Annotated in this window: 16 protein-coding genes, 1 tRNA gene, 1 pseudogene and 1 riboswitch; of the genes and pseudogenes, 10 read left to right on the top strand and 8 right to left on the bottom strand. The window is 56.6% G+C overall.

Going from position 1 to position 15,559, the window contains the following annotated elements; genetic code table 11:
• Positions 1 to 7: 7 nt before the first annotated feature.
• On the bottom strand, positions 8 to 682 hold the full coding sequence (locus ACR0MS_RS01745; RefSeq protein ID WP_480568276.1) for a TIGR04283 family arsenosugar biosynthesis glycosyltransferase: 675 nt from the start codon (positions 680 to 682) through the stop codon (positions 8 to 10).
• Positions 683 to 754: 72 nt separating this feature from the next.
• Here ACR0MS_RS01745 and ygfZ point away from each other — a divergent pair, with 72 nt between their 5' ends.
• Both ygfZ and ACR0MS_RS01735 read left to right on the top strand, forming a co-directional pair.
• On the top strand, positions 755 to 1,492 hold the full coding sequence (ygfZ, locus tag ACR0MS_RS01740) for a CAF17-like 4Fe-4S cluster assembly/insertion protein YgfZ (RefSeq protein ID WP_480568273.1): 738 nt from the start codon (positions 755 to 757) through the stop codon (positions 1,490 to 1,492).
• A gap of 105 nt (positions 1,493 to 1,597) precedes the next feature.
• Complete coding sequence (locus tag ACR0MS_RS01735; protein ID WP_480568270.1) at positions 1,598 to 2,542, top strand: ABC transporter transmembrane domain-containing protein; 945 nt, start codon at positions 1,598 to 1,600, stop codon at positions 2,540 to 2,542.
• 58 nt (positions 2,543 to 2,600) lie between these two features.
• On the opposite strand, the gene efp is transcribed toward ACR0MS_RS01735, so the two are convergent.
• Positions 2,601 to 3,164 carry an elongation factor P gene (gene efp / locus ACR0MS_RS01730; RefSeq protein ID WP_170325421.1) on the bottom strand — a complete coding sequence of 188 codons (564 nt, stop codon included), beginning with the start codon at positions 3,162 to 3,164 and terminating at the stop codon, positions 2,601 to 2,603.
• 218 nt (positions 3,165 to 3,382) lie between these two features.
• On the opposite strand from efp, the gene ACR0MS_RS01725 reads away from it, so the two are divergent.
• Positions 3,383 to 3,703, top strand: a complete 321-nt coding sequence (locus ACR0MS_RS01725) for a DUF6280 family protein (protein WP_037310273.1) — start codon at positions 3,383 to 3,385, stop codon at positions 3,701 to 3,703.
• 74 nt (positions 3,704 to 3,777) lie between these two features.
• On the opposite strand, the gene ACR0MS_RS01720 is transcribed toward ACR0MS_RS01725, so the two are convergent.
• Positions 3,778 to 4,347, bottom strand: coding sequence for a cobalamin biosynthesis protein CobQ (locus ACR0MS_RS01720; protein WP_480568266.1), 570 nt, complete (start codon positions 4,345 to 4,347; stop codon positions 3,778 to 3,780).
• 62 nt (positions 4,348 to 4,409) lie between these two features.
• On the opposite strand from ACR0MS_RS01720, the gene ACR0MS_RS01715 reads away from it, so the two are divergent.
• Complete coding sequence (locus ACR0MS_RS01715) at positions 4,410 to 5,867, top strand: cobyric acid synthase (protein ID WP_480568262.1); 1,458 nt, start codon at positions 4,410 to 4,412, stop codon at positions 5,865 to 5,867.
• 3 nt (positions 5,868 to 5,870) lie between these two features.
• On the opposite strand, the gene ACR0MS_RS01710 is transcribed toward ACR0MS_RS01715, so the two are convergent.
• The 3 genes from ACR0MS_RS01710 to ACR0MS_RS01700 all read right to left on the bottom strand — a co-directional run bounded on the left by ACR0MS_RS01710 (position 5,871) and on the right by ACR0MS_RS01700 (position 8,869).
• Positions 5,871 to 6,626, bottom strand: coding sequence for a hypothetical protein (locus ACR0MS_RS01710; protein WP_480568259.1), 756 nt, complete (start codon positions 6,624 to 6,626; stop codon positions 5,871 to 5,873).
• A gap of 75 nt (positions 6,627 to 6,701) precedes the next feature.
• Complete coding sequence (locus ACR0MS_RS01705) at positions 6,702 to 8,120, bottom strand: TolC family outer membrane protein (RefSeq protein WP_171122054.1); 1,419 nt, start codon at positions 8,118 to 8,120, stop codon at positions 6,702 to 6,704.
• 95 nt (positions 8,121 to 8,215) lie between these two features.
• On the bottom strand, positions 8,216 to 8,869 hold the full coding sequence (locus ACR0MS_RS01700; RefSeq protein ID WP_480568256.1) for a protein-L-isoaspartate O-methyltransferase family protein: 654 nt from the start codon (positions 8,867 to 8,869) through the stop codon (positions 8,216 to 8,218).
• A gap of 225 nt (positions 8,870 to 9,094) precedes the next feature.
• On the opposite strand from ACR0MS_RS01700, the gene ACR0MS_RS01695 reads away from it, so the two are divergent.
• The 3 genes from ACR0MS_RS01695 (at position 9,095) to ACR0MS_RS01685 (ending at position 10,637) form a co-directional block, all read left to right on the top strand.
• Positions 9,095 to 9,168, top strand: a tRNA-Cys gene (locus ACR0MS_RS01695).
• Between the two features lie 441 nt (positions 9,169 to 9,609).
• Complete coding sequence (locus ACR0MS_RS01690; RefSeq protein WP_480568253.1) at positions 9,610 to 10,041, top strand: BglI family type II restriction endonuclease; 432 nt, start codon at positions 9,610 to 9,612, stop codon at positions 10,039 to 10,041.
• Between the two features lie 26 nt (positions 10,042 to 10,067).
• Positions 10,068 to 10,637: a BglI family type II restriction endonuclease gene (locus tag ACR0MS_RS01685; RefSeq protein ID WP_480568604.1), complete on the top strand. Its 570-nt coding sequence runs from the start codon at positions 10,068 to 10,070 to the stop codon at positions 10,635 to 10,637.
• Here the strand turns inward: ACR0MS_RS01685 and ACR0MS_RS01680 are convergent.
• Together ACR0MS_RS01680 and ACR0MS_RS01675 are read right to left on the bottom strand one after the other, a co-directional pair.
• Positions 10,615 to 11,409 (bottom strand): annotated as a pseudogene (locus tag ACR0MS_RS01680) (DNA-methyltransferase); the annotation flags it as partial. The gene ACR0MS_RS01685 and the pseudogene ACR0MS_RS01680 overlap by 23 nt on opposite strands.
• A gap of 408 nt (positions 11,410 to 11,817) precedes the next feature.
• Positions 11,818 to 12,825 carry an NAD(P)-dependent oxidoreductase gene (locus tag ACR0MS_RS01675; protein WP_480568601.1) on the bottom strand — a complete coding sequence of 336 codons (1,008 nt, stop codon included), beginning with the start codon at positions 12,823 to 12,825 and terminating at the stop codon, positions 11,818 to 11,820.
• 41 nt (positions 12,826 to 12,866) lie between these two features.
• Between ACR0MS_RS01675 and ACR0MS_RS01670 the strand changes: the two genes are divergently transcribed.
• The 3 genes from ACR0MS_RS01670 to cobW all read left to right on the top strand — a co-directional run bounded on the left by ACR0MS_RS01670 (position 12,867) and on the right by cobW (position 15,556).
• Positions 12,867 to 13,751 carry a LysR family transcriptional regulator gene (locus ACR0MS_RS01670; RefSeq protein ID WP_480568250.1) on the top strand — a complete coding sequence of 295 codons (885 nt, stop codon included), beginning with the start codon at positions 12,867 to 12,869 and terminating at the stop codon, positions 13,749 to 13,751.
• A 72-nt stretch (positions 13,752 to 13,823) separates the two neighbouring features.
• A riboswitch (cobalamin riboswitch) is annotated at positions 13,824 to 14,029 on the top strand.
• Positions 14,030 to 14,114: 85 nt separating this feature from the next.
• Positions 14,115 to 14,504, top strand: a complete 390-nt coding sequence (locus tag ACR0MS_RS01665) for a DUF1636 family protein (RefSeq protein WP_480568247.1) — start codon at positions 14,115 to 14,117, stop codon at positions 14,502 to 14,504.
• Complete coding sequence (gene cobW, locus ACR0MS_RS01660; RefSeq protein WP_480568244.1) at positions 14,501 to 15,556, top strand: cobalamin biosynthesis protein CobW; 1,056 nt, start codon at positions 14,501 to 14,503, stop codon at positions 15,554 to 15,556. The genes ACR0MS_RS01665 and cobW overlap by 4 nt, the downstream gene beginning before the upstream one ends.
• Positions 15,557 to 15,559: the final 3 nt, after the last annotated feature.

Below are 15,559 nucleotides of genomic sequence, written 5' to 3'. Positions count from 1 at the left end.
ACCAGCCTCAGCGCCGATATGTCTGAGCCAGACGTTCGGGATCGCCGCCCAGAAAATACCGCGTCAGTGTCCACAAGTTCCGCGCGCCCCGACGCGTCCATCCTGCCCTCTGATACCGATCCGCACTTGTGAAGGCGCGAACGGGTAAAAGCGTGATACCCCGCAGCCGACGTGCCAGCGCAACATCTTCCATCAATGGCTGGTCCGGGTATCCCCCGACATCCATGTAGGCCTTGCGCTTGATCAAAAGCCCCTGATCGCCATACGGCAACCGAAACAGGCGGCTGCGAAAATTGGCCCAGCCCGACACCCATGCAGGCGCAAACCCGACGGCGCAGAAAGCAAGACGAAAGGCCGCCGGACCACCGGACCGCAAATGATCGCCCACAGCCTTGCTCCACCCCTCTTGCAAGACGGTATCCGCGTGCAGAACCAACAGCCAATCACCCTTGGCCAAGGCGCACCCTCGCCGCAACTGCCCCCCGCGCGACGCAGGCCCGGTCACAATCTCGGCCCCGGCGTCGTCGGCAATTTCCAGTGTGGAATCGGTTGAACCACCATCAGAGACAATCAGTTCCCGGATCAGTCCGGTGTGCAAGCCTTCCATCAAAGCTTGCAGCGTTTCGGGCAGAGTATCCGCCGCGTTCAGCGTGGGAATGACGATGCTGATCGGCGCTGGCATGATTGAAAACCTCTGGTCTTGTCGGCGTGAACTCCTATATCACGGGGCTCAAGGAAAAGACGAGGACGTAACATGCCCAATCGCCGCATCCTGCGCTTCGGCGGCGCGGACACTGACAGTTTCTTGCAAGGGCTGGTGACAAATGACATCGCGGGGATGGAACACGGGATCGTCTACGCCGCGCTGCTGACCCCTCAGGGCAAGTATCTGGCGGATTTCTTTCTGCTGCGTGACGGTGAGACCGTCCTTCTGGACGTGGCAGAGGAACTGGCTGACGGGCTGGTCAAACGATTGAACATGTACAAGCTGCGGGCCGATGTCGCGATCGAAGATAGCGGTCTGAAGGTGCAACGCGGAACCGGCCCTGCCCCGCAAGGCGCCCTGCCCGACCCCCGTCACCCCGATATGGGCTGGCGCGTTTACTCGGAAAACGCCGAGGGCGACGACGGCACGGATTGGGACGCGATCCGCGTGCGTCACTGCATTCCAGAAACCGCAATCGAACTGACACCCGACAGCTATATCCTTGAGTCCGGTTTCGAGGCCTTGAACGGCGTCGACTTCAAAAAGGGCTGCTATGTCGGACAGGAAGTCACCGCGCGGATGAAACACAAGACCGAATTGCGCAAGGGCCTGCGCAGCGTCCGGGTCGACGGCGCGGCCCCGGTCGGGGCGGAAATTCTGTCCGACGGGAAACCTGCAGGCACGCTGTTTACCCAGTCTGGCGGTCAGGGCATTGCTTATCTGAGGCTGGACCGCGCCAAAGGCGATTTGACTGCCGACGGGGTCCCAATCATCGTTGAGATTTGATTGTTGCCAATCCAGCACGGCGTAACCCGCGGTTTTTGAGGTATAGTTTGAACACGCCCAAAGGCGCTGCCACACTGTGCGCAGGTTCAGGAACCGGAAAAGCAAATGTTCAAACTATACAGAGCGATATGGCGCGCCAGTGCCGGACGTCAGATCATCCTCATTATATTGTCCATAGCCATCGCGGGTCTCGCTGCGGTGCCGCTGGAGTTTCAGCGCGACATTATCAACCACCTGACCGAGGATAACGTCGACACGGATCATCTGATCTATCTTGGCACTGGCATGATGTCCGTTATCTTACTGAGCCTCTCATTGAAATGGCTGCTGGGCTTTCGGGCCGGCACATTGGGCGAAGACATGATCCGCATGATCCGGCAGCGGCTGCTGTTACGCTCGTCGGATCTGGGGGAAAGCGGGGGGACCGTCCGCAAGGGAACGATGACCACGGCCATCTCAGCCGAAGCCGAAGAGCTGGGCAAATTTGCGGGCGGGGCGTTCTCGGACCCGGTTGTGCAGGTGGGAACTCTGATCAGTGTGATCGGCTATATTTCATCGACGCAGCCGGGGCTTGGCCTGATTGCATTCTCGATGATTGTACCGCAAATCCTCATCGTTCTGATCTCGCAACGCAAAGTAAACATTTTCGTCGCTGAACGGGTTCATATCCTGCGCAACGCAACCGACAAGCTGACGGTCGAAGATATTGACGCCGTCGCGCGGGATATCGAAGCGCAGTTCGACGACATCTACGAAACACGCCGCCGTATGTTTTTGTGGAAACTGTCCGCCAAGTTCCTGCTCAGCGTCATCAATGGCGCGGGCACGGTCGGTGTTCTGATGCTGGGCGGCTATCTGGTTTTACAGGGCAAAACGGATGTGGGCACCGTTGTAGCCGCGACCAGCGGTCTGAGCCGTATCCAGGGACCAACCGCCTTTCTGATCGCGTTCTACCGGCAAGTCAGCGCCAATCGCATCAAATACGAGTTGATGCTGGAATTGTTCGGCCCCAATCCTGAACAGTATCGGAACCCAAGAAGGTTAAGTTGAAAAAAGACCGCGCGGCCCCTGCCGTCGCGGTCTTTTTCGTCTTCATCAAGCCAACCGTTTAGGCGCGCTCGGAATATTCCATGGTTTCGGTGTTCACGACGATCATCTCATCCTGTCCGATGAACGGCGGCACCATGACCTTAACGCCATTGTCCAGAATCGCCGGCTTGAACGAGTTTGCAGCGGTCTGACCTTTGACGACCGGCTCGGTCTCGACGATCTTGCAGGTCACTTTCTGGGGCAAAGTGGCGTTCAGCGCCTCGGATTCGTAGAACTCGACCACGATGGTCATGCCGTCCTGCAGAAACGGGCGGCGTTCGCCCAGCAGCTCGGCGGGCAATTCGATCTGTTCGTAGGTCTCAGAGTCCATGAACACCAGCATGCCGTCGGATTCGTACAGGAACTGCTGGTCCTTCTGCTCAAGCCGCACACGCTCAACTTTATCCGCCGAACGGAACCGTTCGTTCAGTTTTGACCCATTCCGCAGGTTGCGCAATTCGACCTGTGCAAAAGCGCCGCCTTTTCCGGGCTTTACATGATCGACTTTTACGGCTGCCCACAGACCGTCATTATGCTCAAGCACATTGCCGGGGCGAATTTCGTTCCCATTTATCTTGGGCATGACATAAATCCTTCACAAACGGTTGATGCGTAAGTTGCGCTCCCTATATCTGGCGTGGCTGCACCTGGCAAGACAACGAAACCTTGTGATGCAGTTGCAGCAAGCCATGCAAATGACGCAACGCAACTATGCATATTAGGTGTATCCGAATCGCACTTAATCGGTCATAAGGACCGTCACGCCGAAAATGCAAGAGCAAGAACAACAAGGAAGACGAGATGAGAGATTTCGTTGACGGCACCGCCTTTAACAATGAGCAAGGCAACCGTGCTCGTAAACTTTTCGCGGCCGTTGTGTTGGCTGCACTGGATGACGCAATTGCCGACGACAAAAAATATGGCAATGGCCCCGAACAGATCGCTCGTTGGGCACGCTCACGCGATGGCCGCGAGGTATTGTCGTGTGCGGGCATCGACCCCAATGAACGCGTTGTCAGCGGACTGATGGAGTTCGTTGGTCGTGGTGTGCGCACCTCGGTTGCCTTGTCGCGCGAAGAGAGCGAGCGTCGCAACGCCGCGCAACAGGCAGAAGCAGCCTGATCCAAACTGCTTGTCGAATGAAAAAGCGCGCTCCCACCACTGGAGCGCGCTTTTCGTTTGCCCTGAGCTTTGCGTCAGAAAAACAGCAACCACTGTCGCGCGACCCAAACCTCGGCGCATAGCATCAAGGCAAAAAACACCTTTGCCGACCACGCCATACCTCGCCGCCACAACAGCAGATAAGACACTGCGCATACTGTTAGCGAAACAGGTGCCACCCAATAGGCATGGTGGGTGCTGTCCCAATAGCTGACCGGGCTGTCAAAAACCCATGAACTGAACGGCCAGAACTGGGGCCGCCCATCCCCCGCGTGCAGCAGAAAATCCAGCGCCAGATGCAGCAGGCCAGCCGACGCGCCGACGATCAGCGGCCTGATGCGGAGCCAGACCCCGGCTAAAAGCGCCAATCCCCAAACAAAAAACGAGTTGTCGATGGCGAAAACAGTCTGCCACTCTGCAGAGTAATAGAGCTGACCGAAAACCACTTGCTCGGGAATCCCCAAAACGAACAAGGACACCCCGGCCATCAGGTAAAGCGACAGGTCCGGCAGCGCAGAGCCCAGCAAAGCGGCCCACAAGATCCGCCCCCGCGGAGGATCGGCGAAAGCCGCAGCCCCGATCAAAAGATGTGCAGGTGTGTTCATCCGGGGCTTTTCCTCAGCCATCAAATCGGGTCATGTGCCCTTCAGGTTATAGGAGACTCGGCATGGTTCGCGCCATCATGATTCAGGGCACCGGCAGCAATGTTGGTAAGTCGGTTCTGGTGGCAGGGCTGGCGCGCGCCTATACGCGGCGCGGAATGCGCGTTGCCCCGTTCAAGCCGCAAAACATGTCCAACAACGCTGCCGTGACCGAGAACGGCGGTGAGATCGGTCGGGCACAGGCATTGCAGGCCCGCGCTGCCAAACGACCGACGCATACCGACATGAATCCGATCCTGCTGAAGCCTGAAACGGATACTGGCGCGCAGGTCATTGTTCAGGGTCAACGCGCCGGAACGATGAAGGCCGGAGACTATCGCAAGGATAAGTCCAAGCTGTTGAGCGCTGCCTTGGAGAGCTTTGACAGGTTGTGCGACGATGCCGATCTGGTGCTGATTGAGGGTGCTGGAAGCCCCGCAGAAACCAACCTGCGCAAGGGTGACATTGCCAATATGGGCTTCGCCTGCGCCGCCGGGGTTCCGGTGGTTCTGGTCGGCGATATCCATCGCGGGGGCGTCATCGCTCAGATCGTTGGAACTCAGGCCGTGCTGGATGCGGGCGATTTGGCCATGATCCGGGGCTTCGCGGTCAACCGCTTCAAGGGCGATGTTTCACTGTTTGACGAAGGACGAGATGACATAGCAGCGCGAACCGGGTGGCCCTGCCTGGGCGTGGTTCCTTGGTTCCATGACGCGTGGCGTCTTCCAGCCGAGGACATGATGGATATCCGCTCACATAGCGGCGGGGCCTGCAAAGTCGTGGTCCCGCAACTGGAACGGATGGCGAATTTCGATGATCTTGACCCACTCTCGGCTGAACCGGGCATCACTGTAGAGATCGTGCCTGCTGGTCGTGCCCTGCCCGGAGACGCTGATCTGGTGCTGTTACCGGGCAGCAAATCGACCATCGGCGATCTGGCCTATTTTCGTGCTCAGGGCTGGGATGTGGATCTATATGCACATGTTCGTCGGGGCGGCCATGTCTTGGGCTTGTGTGGTGGATATCAAATGCTGGGCAACACGATCGCGGACCCGGACGGGGTGGATGGTCGTCCGGGGACCGTCGAAGGCTTGGGCCTATTGGATGTCGACACAGTGATGTCTGGACAGAAGACACTGACCCTGCGCAACGCGCGGGCTGTTCCGGGCGGCGACCCAGTTCAGGGTTACGAAATTCACATGGGCAGGACCGAGGGGGCAGATTGCCGACGCGCCTGGTTGGATATCGACGGGCGACCGGAAGGTGCCGCCGACAAGACCGGCCGCATTCGCGGCAGCTATCTGCATGGTATCTTCTCTTCTGACGCGTTTCGCGCCAACTACCTGTCACAGCTCGGTGCCGCATCGGACCTTGGCTATGAAGATGGGGTTGAGGACACACTGGACGCGTTGGCGGACCATCTTGAGACGCATATGGATCTGGATCAGCTTCTGGACCTCGCAGAGCGTCCTACCCGCGGATAACGGTCAGTCCGGCTTGTGTTCGTCAAGCGCCCGGTAGATCTCGCGCCGGACCATTTTGCGGACATTGCGGGTAATCCTTTCCCCCAGAACGCCTTGCAGTTCCTCGCGCACAACCTGTGCGATCAGGTCACGTAGCGTGCTTTCGTCGATGGGGGCCGTATCTTTGGGCAATTCCCTGGGCGATCCAGCCGCGGCAGTCACTTTGGGATCACGAATGAACATTGCCTTCGTCTCGGAAACCTGAGGCTCGGCCTCGGGCGCAGAGTCGTCATTGTCGGCGTGGACCCCGCCAGCGCTGATGTCTTCCTTGGCGTTGCTTGCGTCCTCATCCGCGCTCCATTCCAAGGACGTCGTGCGCGTACCGGAATATTCGTCTTCGCTATCGCCGTCCGGCTCCCACTGGTCTTCGGTGCGGGCAATTGCGGCTTCCAGCGCCTCGATCTTTGCACTCAAACTATCTGCTGGATCAGGACTTGGCGTTTCTTCGGCGACAGGCTCGTCACGCTCAACAATGTCACTGGCACGCAGCACCATTGGCTTGATAGAAGCGTCTGCTGTGTATTCCGCCTCGGGTTCTGCTTCGGCTTCGTCTTCCGCTGCTTCGCTCACGCGCAGCGCATCCGTCAAGACCAAGCGGCCCGGCTTTCGGGACATAGCTGTTGGAACAAGGTCTGGGATCTTGCGGCCCTCTTCACCGACCAGCCGTTTGATAGAGGACAAAACGTCCTCTACGCTCCCGTTTACCACCTTGTCCGTCATCTTTTCACTACCACTCTGTCCTCAGAATCGAGTGTAGCCAAACACTTCGGACCTCACAACAGTCAGGTTGGACCCTTAGTCGCGACGCAACGCTTTCAGTACGCGATCCAGATCCTTGCTCTGCTTGCTGACCTGCGCAGGCGCGCGCTTGACCAGATTGTAATAGAGCGTCGGGTCATAAATCTGCACTGCAAGACCCAGCCGCTCGGCCGTCAGCAGACCTTGGGCCTGCAGCAAATCATAGGCTGCACGCGACCGCTCTGTACGCGATCCAACCTCGGTCAGTTGCGCGTTCAGCAAGTCCTGCTGGGCGTTCAGAACGTCCAGCGTGGTCCGAGCGCCCAAAGTCGCCTCTTCCCGGATACCGTCGAACGCGACCTGCGAGGCGCGGACCTGTTCCGTCGACGCCCTTAGACTTGCGGTGGCGGCCTGAAAACGCGCATAGGCATCTGCCACGCCCTGCGTGATGTCTTTCTGGACGTTCAACAGGTTCGCGCGCGAGGCGTCACGGGTCGCCATGGACCGGCGCACGTTCGCCGCCAAACGACCACCAGCATAGATCGGCTGGTTGAAGTTCAGCGAGATGGACGCGTCTTCAAGGTTGTCATCATTGTCATAGCTTTCGCGGATACCCGCATCCGCGTTCAAGCTCACGTTCGGGCCAAGGTTTGCACGCTGCTGCTGCACGGCAAGATCAAATGCCCGCACTTCGTGCTGAGCAGCCAGAATTGCAGGGTGGTTCCGTTGTGCAAATGCAATGGCCTCGGATTCTGAACCGGAAAGGTTCGGCAAGCTCGGTTGACCCGCAGTCGCACCCGGCGCCTTGCCCACCGCGTTCACATATTCCGCCTGTGCGCGGCTCAGGTTACCGCGAGCAATGGCAAGTTCCGCCTGAGCACTGGCAAGCTGTGCTTCGGACAGCGCGACGTCGGTTCGTGTGACTTCGCCAACGTCGAAACGATCCTGAGAGGCCCGGAGTTCTTCGGCAGACACATCAACATCGTTCAACTGAATCTGAACGGTTTCTTCTTGAAGAACGACTTCGAGATACGCGTTCACAGCGCGGAACAGGACTAGCTGTTCAATATCAATCAGGTTCTGACGGGTGGACAGAACGATTTCCTGCGCGGACTGCTTGCCCAGAACCGAGAAGCCGCCATCATAAATCAGTTGGCTCAGCGTAAGGCCGGTGAAAAAGGACGATGGCTCGTTTCTGACAACAACGTCATCCGTGGTGGAACGCGTGTAGTCCTGACTGACCTGTACCGTCCAGTTGATGATCGGCCGCAGCGCAGACAGGGCAATTGCCACGTCTTCGTCCGCCGCACGCAGCAGCGCACGGTTCTGTTCCAGCAACCCGCTTGTGTTATATGCACCAATGAAAGCGTCGGTCAGATTATCTGCCCAAACCGCCCGTCCCGGAACAACGCTGAGTGCGATGCCAGCCGTCAACGCCAACGCCTTGACCAGCTTACCTCCCGACTTAGAACTCATAACGAAATCCTCTCAAATCAAAATTACGCAGCCCTAGGCGCAGTTTGCGCCTTTGTTTTCAACTAATCAAGGCAACAGAATAATCTGTCGTCGAATTATAGCGAAAATGCACGATCTGTGGAAAATGCCTGCAAAACCGGCGCATTGGCATTGAAGGCATGGCGCCAGGTCACCCGCCCCCCGGATTTATGGCCGATCCGGACTGTTCCAAGCTCCCCTTCCATGAAGAGGCAGGCAATGCGGCCGTGCTCTTTGAGCTGATCAATAATGGTGTCCGGCACCTGCTCGACCCCGCCCTGGATCATGATCACATCGTAAGGCCCATGTTCGGTCGCGCCTTGCGCTAAAGGTCCGACATGCACGATGGCGTTGTCCGCGTCAGCTTCCATAAGGACGGTCTGGGACTCGGCCGCAAGATCATCGTCTTCTTCAACGCCAACAACCAATTGCGCCATCCGCGCCGCAACCGCCGTCGAATACCCCATTGCCGAGCCGACATCCAAAACGATCTCGTCATTGGAAATGTTCAGCGCATCCAGTATTTTAGCCAGCGTTCTGGGCTCCAACATGAAGCGTCCCGTGCCCAGATCAATCAATCCTTCGACATAAGCAGCTTCGCGCTGGGAATCCGGCACGAAGTTCTCACGTCGCACGTTCAACATCGCGTCGATAATGGGAAACTTGGTGACATCAGAGGGCCGGATCTGCGTATCAACCATCGTGCGGCGGCGGGCTGCGAAGTCTGTCATTGGATCGCTCGTATTTTTCCCTTGGATGATGGGCTTGTGCCATATCGGGGCAGAACCGGCAACGGCCAGGTAAGAGAACTTTTGCCGCAGAACCGACATTTCCACGGCACCGTCCACTAACCCGAGCGTTCTGCGTGAAATTTTGAGGCACCCCTCTGGACGCCCCAGACGAAAGCTGCTAAAACGCCTGTCACACCACGGCAAGTATTTGATTTTACTTGAAAAGGCGAGTTGGCGGAGTGGTGACGCAGCGGATTGCAAATCCGTGTACACCGGTTCGATTCCGGTACTCGCCTCCACAACATCTATAGCAATCCCCACAATCCACGCCCGCAAACTCAAGATAAAGTCGAGCAGATTTCGTGCGACATTCGCTCTCTGTGCACGTGCGGATTCGACTGCATTTTGAATACCTTTTGCGGCACACTGAGAAGAAAGGTACGATGCGAAGCAGCGCTCAACGATCTCCCGCACTTTATCTGCAAATATGCGCAGTAACATAAGCTGGATAAGCGCCAAGGCAGAACAACCTATTACGTGCGTCTGACTTTGGATAACGGCAAAACCGTTGTGAAAGGCACAAGGCAAGAGGAAGGGTGAGGAATATCAGAACCGCAAAGGATCCATTGTCTATCAAAATAGTACAGGGACGTTTGCGGTCCTTGGTGGTTGCGATGAGTTGAGAAACCCTCACCTGCAAAAATGACTTAACAGTCCCATCGGCTCTGACATCAGAAAGCATGGCGGGTTACCGCCCCATTAAGGGAATTCTGTATGAATTTTCCCTGGTAGGTTGTTGCATCGCCATTTCAACCATGACATCCCTGCCGAAAAAAGGCAGGCAAAAAATGTTTAAACAACACCAGGCGCAACAGCACGCTATATTCAACGAAGCCAGAGACAAGTTTTTGGCAGAACCGTTTGTTCTAATCTCACTGGAACAGCACTTTTCAAACCTCATATTCCAGAAACTTCAAGAACATATGGGGCGAATCCGTAGCGACTACGATGAGGCCAGCTACTTGTATTCGTTTTGGATGAACTACCCGCCTGAAAAACGCGGGAGGGCACCTGTGGGCGATCAATTCCCGTGGATCGAAGTAGGTGAACACGCAGTTGGCAGCAAAGTGATCGATTTCCTAGATGGCTACAGCCCGCGTGATGTAGGCTAGATGGCTACAGCCCGCGTGATGTAGGACTGCCCACTGGTCCAGATCAGCGTTATGTCGTCAAGTCCGAAGAAATTCTCGAAATAACAAAAGGCATCACCGATGCTGCGTGGTTGTTTATTGATATTAAGTCTGTTGGCCCTCGCGACGACTTTTCCCATGCCGTCATGAGTCATAATCAGATTTCGGGGGACGGCATTTGGGATGACGTTGAGGCAGGAGTGTCAAACTCCATTCTAACAGCAACCGGGCCGCGTACGTCTCACCCATTTCATTGCTCCATCCCTCCTCTTTATGTATTAAGCGATGGAACCGTAGCGCCAGTTATCATGATGGCTTTAAAGCCAGTCTATGACATGCTTTCATTGCGTCCGGGGAGTGAGCAAAGCGGGCAACCTTTGTCAAAAGTGTCCCTCATAACAATCCCAAACGGAATCCCGCTAACAGTTTCACCAAATTACTTGGAACAGTATCCAGGCCTACTGTTCCCTGGGAAAGACGACAAAGATAAAAACCCGCTCAAAGTCCGTGCGAGAATTAGCTTCGATTTGCTGTCTAAAATCGCAGAATGGCGCGTCAGAACTGTAGAGCTAACTTAGGCTCAGCAAGAAAAGAACTTATGTTGCGCTCCGCAAGCGCAACATATTTTTCTTCCTTCTCAAACCCTATGAAATTCCGCCCCCAACTGAGCGCCGCCAACGCCGTAGTTCCCGAGCCCAAAAAAGGATCCAAAACCAAGTCGCCCTCACTGGAATAAAGGCGGATCACGCGACTCGCCAATTCCAGCGGAAATTTCGCTTCATGGTCGTCATTCTTTCTGACTGAATCGATGTACCAAACTTGCCTGTTTGCCCAGTCTTTCCACTCTTTTTGTGGAATCTTGTTGCGGTCGATAACTGTTTCTCCAGGCTTCCAAAACACGTAAAGGTCCTCTGTTTCAGAAACGGCCTTCAAAGAGTTGGATACCCATTTGGAATTCGCCCAAGCTGCATCTTTCACCCAGGTCCTTTTATCGTACAAATACAGACCGGCTTGCTCGGCATATTTTTCTAGATTGCCACCAACAAGTTTGACCTTAGTTTGCGGCGCATATTTCCCGCCCCGAATGTTATTGCCGTTCAACCTACGGTCAATGGTTTGCTCGGAACAGCCCAACAAATTTGCAAGTTGATACCTGTTAAATTCTGGGTTTGCAGCTTTCGCGTTCAGAACCATTTCGCGTGTGATTGGGGACCTCTGACGCGAGATATTCATGGACTGAAATCGAGGGATATCCGGGTCTTCAAAACACAAAATATCTGCAATATTGATCACCATGAAACCTCCAGGTTTCAAGGCGCGTGCGTGGCCCGAAATTACGGACTTCAATAGTGCCTGCCAGCTTTCTTAAGTTTCGCCGCGCTCATACTCCTTACCCACAAAATATGGGGGCGACCAAAAGCTCAACGCAACACTTGCCTCATCGACATCTGCGATCAATTTCCTTGCGTCGCCATGTCGAACCACGTTCTTCTGCATTTCTTCCTCTAAACCGCTCAACGAACCCTGTTAAACTCTGCAACAGCCGAAATCAATTTACGAGGGGCCATTTTGAGAAGTCGATTCACGGCACTATCGCGCTCGAACAAAACACAAGTCAGTCTTACCGAAATATTCCTTTTAATTTAGGTGCTTATCAAACAAATTGGATTTGAAAGCACGCGCACATCAGCTTTCGTTCGAGATTCACCCCGCTTCCTGGCTAAGCTACATAGCGCATAAGCCAGGCAACTATCTAAATTACCGCCCCTGAGGGACAACCTCGTATCCAGGCTCTTCGGGTTCATCATCTTCCATCTCGGGCGGAAACCCGGACGCTCTGATATCCAACCCAGTCGCGTCCTCCAAACGCCGGATGATGTTCGGTGAAAGCTCCCGCTCTCCGTACCGCGCTATTGCGTCGTCAAAAATCCGGATCATCAGCGGGTTCATTTCAAGCGGAACACCGGCGCGGTCCGCGACCTCCTGAAACAGGCCGATATCCTTCTTTACAAGGTCCATTGTAAACGAAATGTCCCGTGATCCGTTCAGAATGACCTGACTTTCGGTCTCATGAACAAAGGATGTACCCGAGGAGATCTTGATCGCCTCATACGTGGTATTCAGATCCATGCCAGCCGCCTTCGCGGTGACCAATGCCTCGGCGCAGGTGATCAGATTCGCTGTGGCCAGGTAGTTTGTCAGAACCTTGAGCACCGAGGCTGAGCCGAGCTCTCCGGTGTGCAGGATGCGCCGGCCCATTGTCGTCAGAAAAGGCAGGATACGCTCGAAAGTTTCCCGGTCACAGCCCGCAAAGATCGAAATGTTGCCGGTCGCCGCGCGGTGACATCCGCCCGAAACCGGGCAATCAACCGCTGCGCCCCCTTTCCCAATGACCATTGCGCCAAGGCGCTTTACTTCGGCCTCGTCCGTGGTCGACATCTCCATCCAGATTTTTCCCGGACCGACTTCGGGTAACATTTCCTGCATCACCGCATCCGAGGCCGCCGGGGATGGCAGGCACGTGATCACCGCATCACAAACCCGCATCATTTGGGCAGGGCTTTCTGCGGCCCGCGCACCCTGGGCCACAAACTCGGCAACCAATTCAGTGTTAAGATCATGCACCGTCAGGTCGATACCGTTGCGCAAGAGCGAGCCAGACAGCTTGCCACCGACATTCCCCAGCCCAATGAAACCAACCTTCATTTTCGAATCCTCCCGACTGTATGGCGCCGAGTATTCATGGCGCTGTACAAACTCTGAAATGAATAATAACGGTAGTTTTGGTCAAAAATCTTTGGTGATAAATGGATCGCGTTCCCAACCCTGTATGGCTGCGCAGTTTCGAAGTCGCAGCGCGGCACCTGAATTTCACAACAACCGCGCAAGAGCTTGGCCTGACACAAACAGCCGTATCTTTGCACATCCGGTCGCTTGAAGCGGAACTCGGGCAACAACTGTTCACCAGAAAGGCGCGGAAACTGGAGCTGACCGAGTTGGGACAGTCCTATTCCCTGACTGTCCGCCGCGCGCTTGCGGATATTGCGCTGTCCACCAACAGCTTGTTTGGTCCGACCTCGGGTCAGACCCTGACGATCAGGGCCGCGATATCCTCTGCGACCTACTGGATAGCGGCTGAGTTGCCAGAGTTTTGCGCCCTGCATCCCGACATACCCGTCCGCCTTGTGTCTCATATCTGGAACGACACGATGGCGCCCAATGACGTGGATGTCGAAATTCGACTGGGATATGGCGACTGGCCGGATGTGACGTCAGAAAAGCTGACGACAGAAAAGCTTGTGCCGGTGCAGCGTGTGGGCGGGTCAGTACGCTACGCAAAGGATCTGCTGTCGGGCCCTTTGATACATATCCTTGGATACGAAGATAATTGGGCACGCTATTTCGAAGCGCTTGGCCTAGGCCATCCTGACCAGCCTTCCCAGTATTCCGTGGACACCACGGTGGCGGCCCTACAACTTGTGATGGCCCAAGCAGGATATGCAACTATTTTGGAGCGGTTCGCCAGAAACGCCATCGCGCAGGGCGCACCCATCGAAATTGCGGGTCCTGCGATTCCGTTTGCGCAATCTCATTACCTGATCGGAGGGTCGGGGCGCGCGCCACTTTCGGCGGCGGCTGGTCTGTTCCAAGCCTGGTTGCGCGACCGGCTGCGCACAGATGACGCTGATTGACCTCGTCAGGTCGCTTTTTCCGCGATCTTGTTTTCAACGCGGCCACCACGCTTGACAAGCCCCCTGCAGGTGCCGCATGTCCCATGCGTTGGTGTCCTCGACAGAGGATGAAAAGGGAATGTGTCAGCGGATCTTCCGTGAAACACAGCCGCCCCCGCGACCGTGACCGGAGAGGGTGCCCAAAGCCACTGGCCAGAAGGTCGGGAAGGCGGGACATCCGACAGGGCTATGCCCCGATATCCGCAAGCCGGGAGACCTGCCAGCGCCCGAAGATGTAACCGGACGGGGTGTTCCGGTGTCGGGTCCATGTCGCAACGCGTGGCCCGCATGAGACCCCGTCCCCCACAAAGAGGATTTGGGGGGATGAGAGACGTGACCGATACTGCACCAGTCGAGCTGCTGGTCTGCACCACCTGTCGCCGAGGACTGCCCGTCGAGGACGACGCGCAGCGGCCGGGCGCATTGCTGCACAAAGCCCTTGAACAGGCCGATCTGCCAGAAGGCGTGACCCTGAAAGCGGTGGAGTGCCTGTCGAATTGCGATCAGGGCTGTTCGATCGTTCTGCGCGGTGGGCCCGAACGCTGGACGTTCGTTTATGAGCACCTCAATGAAAGCGAACATGTCGACACCATTGTCGATGGTGCGACCAAGTACCTTGCGACCGAAGACGGCTTGGTCAAATGGCGCGAGCGCCCCGAACATTTCCGCAAAAACTGTGCGGCCCGCATTCCCCCGATTGGAGCCCTGAAATGAGCAATCTCGAGAAACTCCCTGTCACTGTGATCACCGGCTTTCTGGGCTCGGGCAAGACCACGCTGGTGCGCCACCTGATGCAGAACCCGCAGGGCAAGCGTCTGGCCGTCGTGGTCAATGAGTTCGGCGATGTCGGCGTGGATGGCGACATCCTGAAATCCTGCGCCATTCCCGATTGTCCTGCCGAGAATATCATGGAACTGGCGAACGGCTGCATCTGCTGCACCGTGGCCGATGACTTCATCCCCACGATCGAGGCGCTGATGGCGCTGGAGCCGCGTCCAGACCACATCCTGATCGAAACCTCGGGTCTGGCGTTGCCGAAGCCGCTGCTGAAAGCCTTCGACTGGCCCGATATCCGCTCGAAAATCACCGTGGACGGCGTGATCGCGCTGGCCGATGCCGAGGCCGTGGCCGCCGGTCGCTTTGCCCCCAATGTCGAGGCGGTGGATGCACAGCGCATGGCCGACGATTCGATCGACCACGAAACGCCCCTGTCCGAGGTGTTCGAGGATCAGATTTCCTGCGCAGACATCATCCTGCTGACCAAGCCCGATCTGGCCGGTCCCGAGGGCGTGGCCAAAGCGAAAGAGGTCATCGCCGCCGAAGCCCCTCGCCCTTTGCCCGTGGTCGAGGTCGCCGAAGGCGTGGTGGACGTGCGCGTCGTGCTGGGCCTTGAGGCCGCCGCCGAAGATGACATGGACTCGCGTCCGTCGCATCATGATGGTCACCACGATCACGAGCATGACGATTTCGAAAGCATCATCGTCGAGCTGCCCGAGCAGACCGACCCGGCCGATCTGGTCGCGAAAATCGAACGTCTGGCCAAGGAACTGAACATCCTGCGCGTCAAAGGCTATGCCGCCGTTCGAGGCAAACCGATGCGCCTGCTGGTGCAGGCTGTGGGCGCGCGCGTGCGTCATCAGTATGACCGTCCGTGGGAGCCCGGCGAAGAGCGCCGCTCGCGTCTTGTGGTGATCGCCGAGCATGACGACATCAAAGAGGCTGAAATCCGCGAAATCCTGGCGGGTGTGACCGAGGCTGCCGAGTAAGCC

Source organism: Ruegeria sp. CJ2, assembly GCF_056536745.1.
This window is presented reverse-complemented; position numbering and strand designations above follow the sequence as displayed.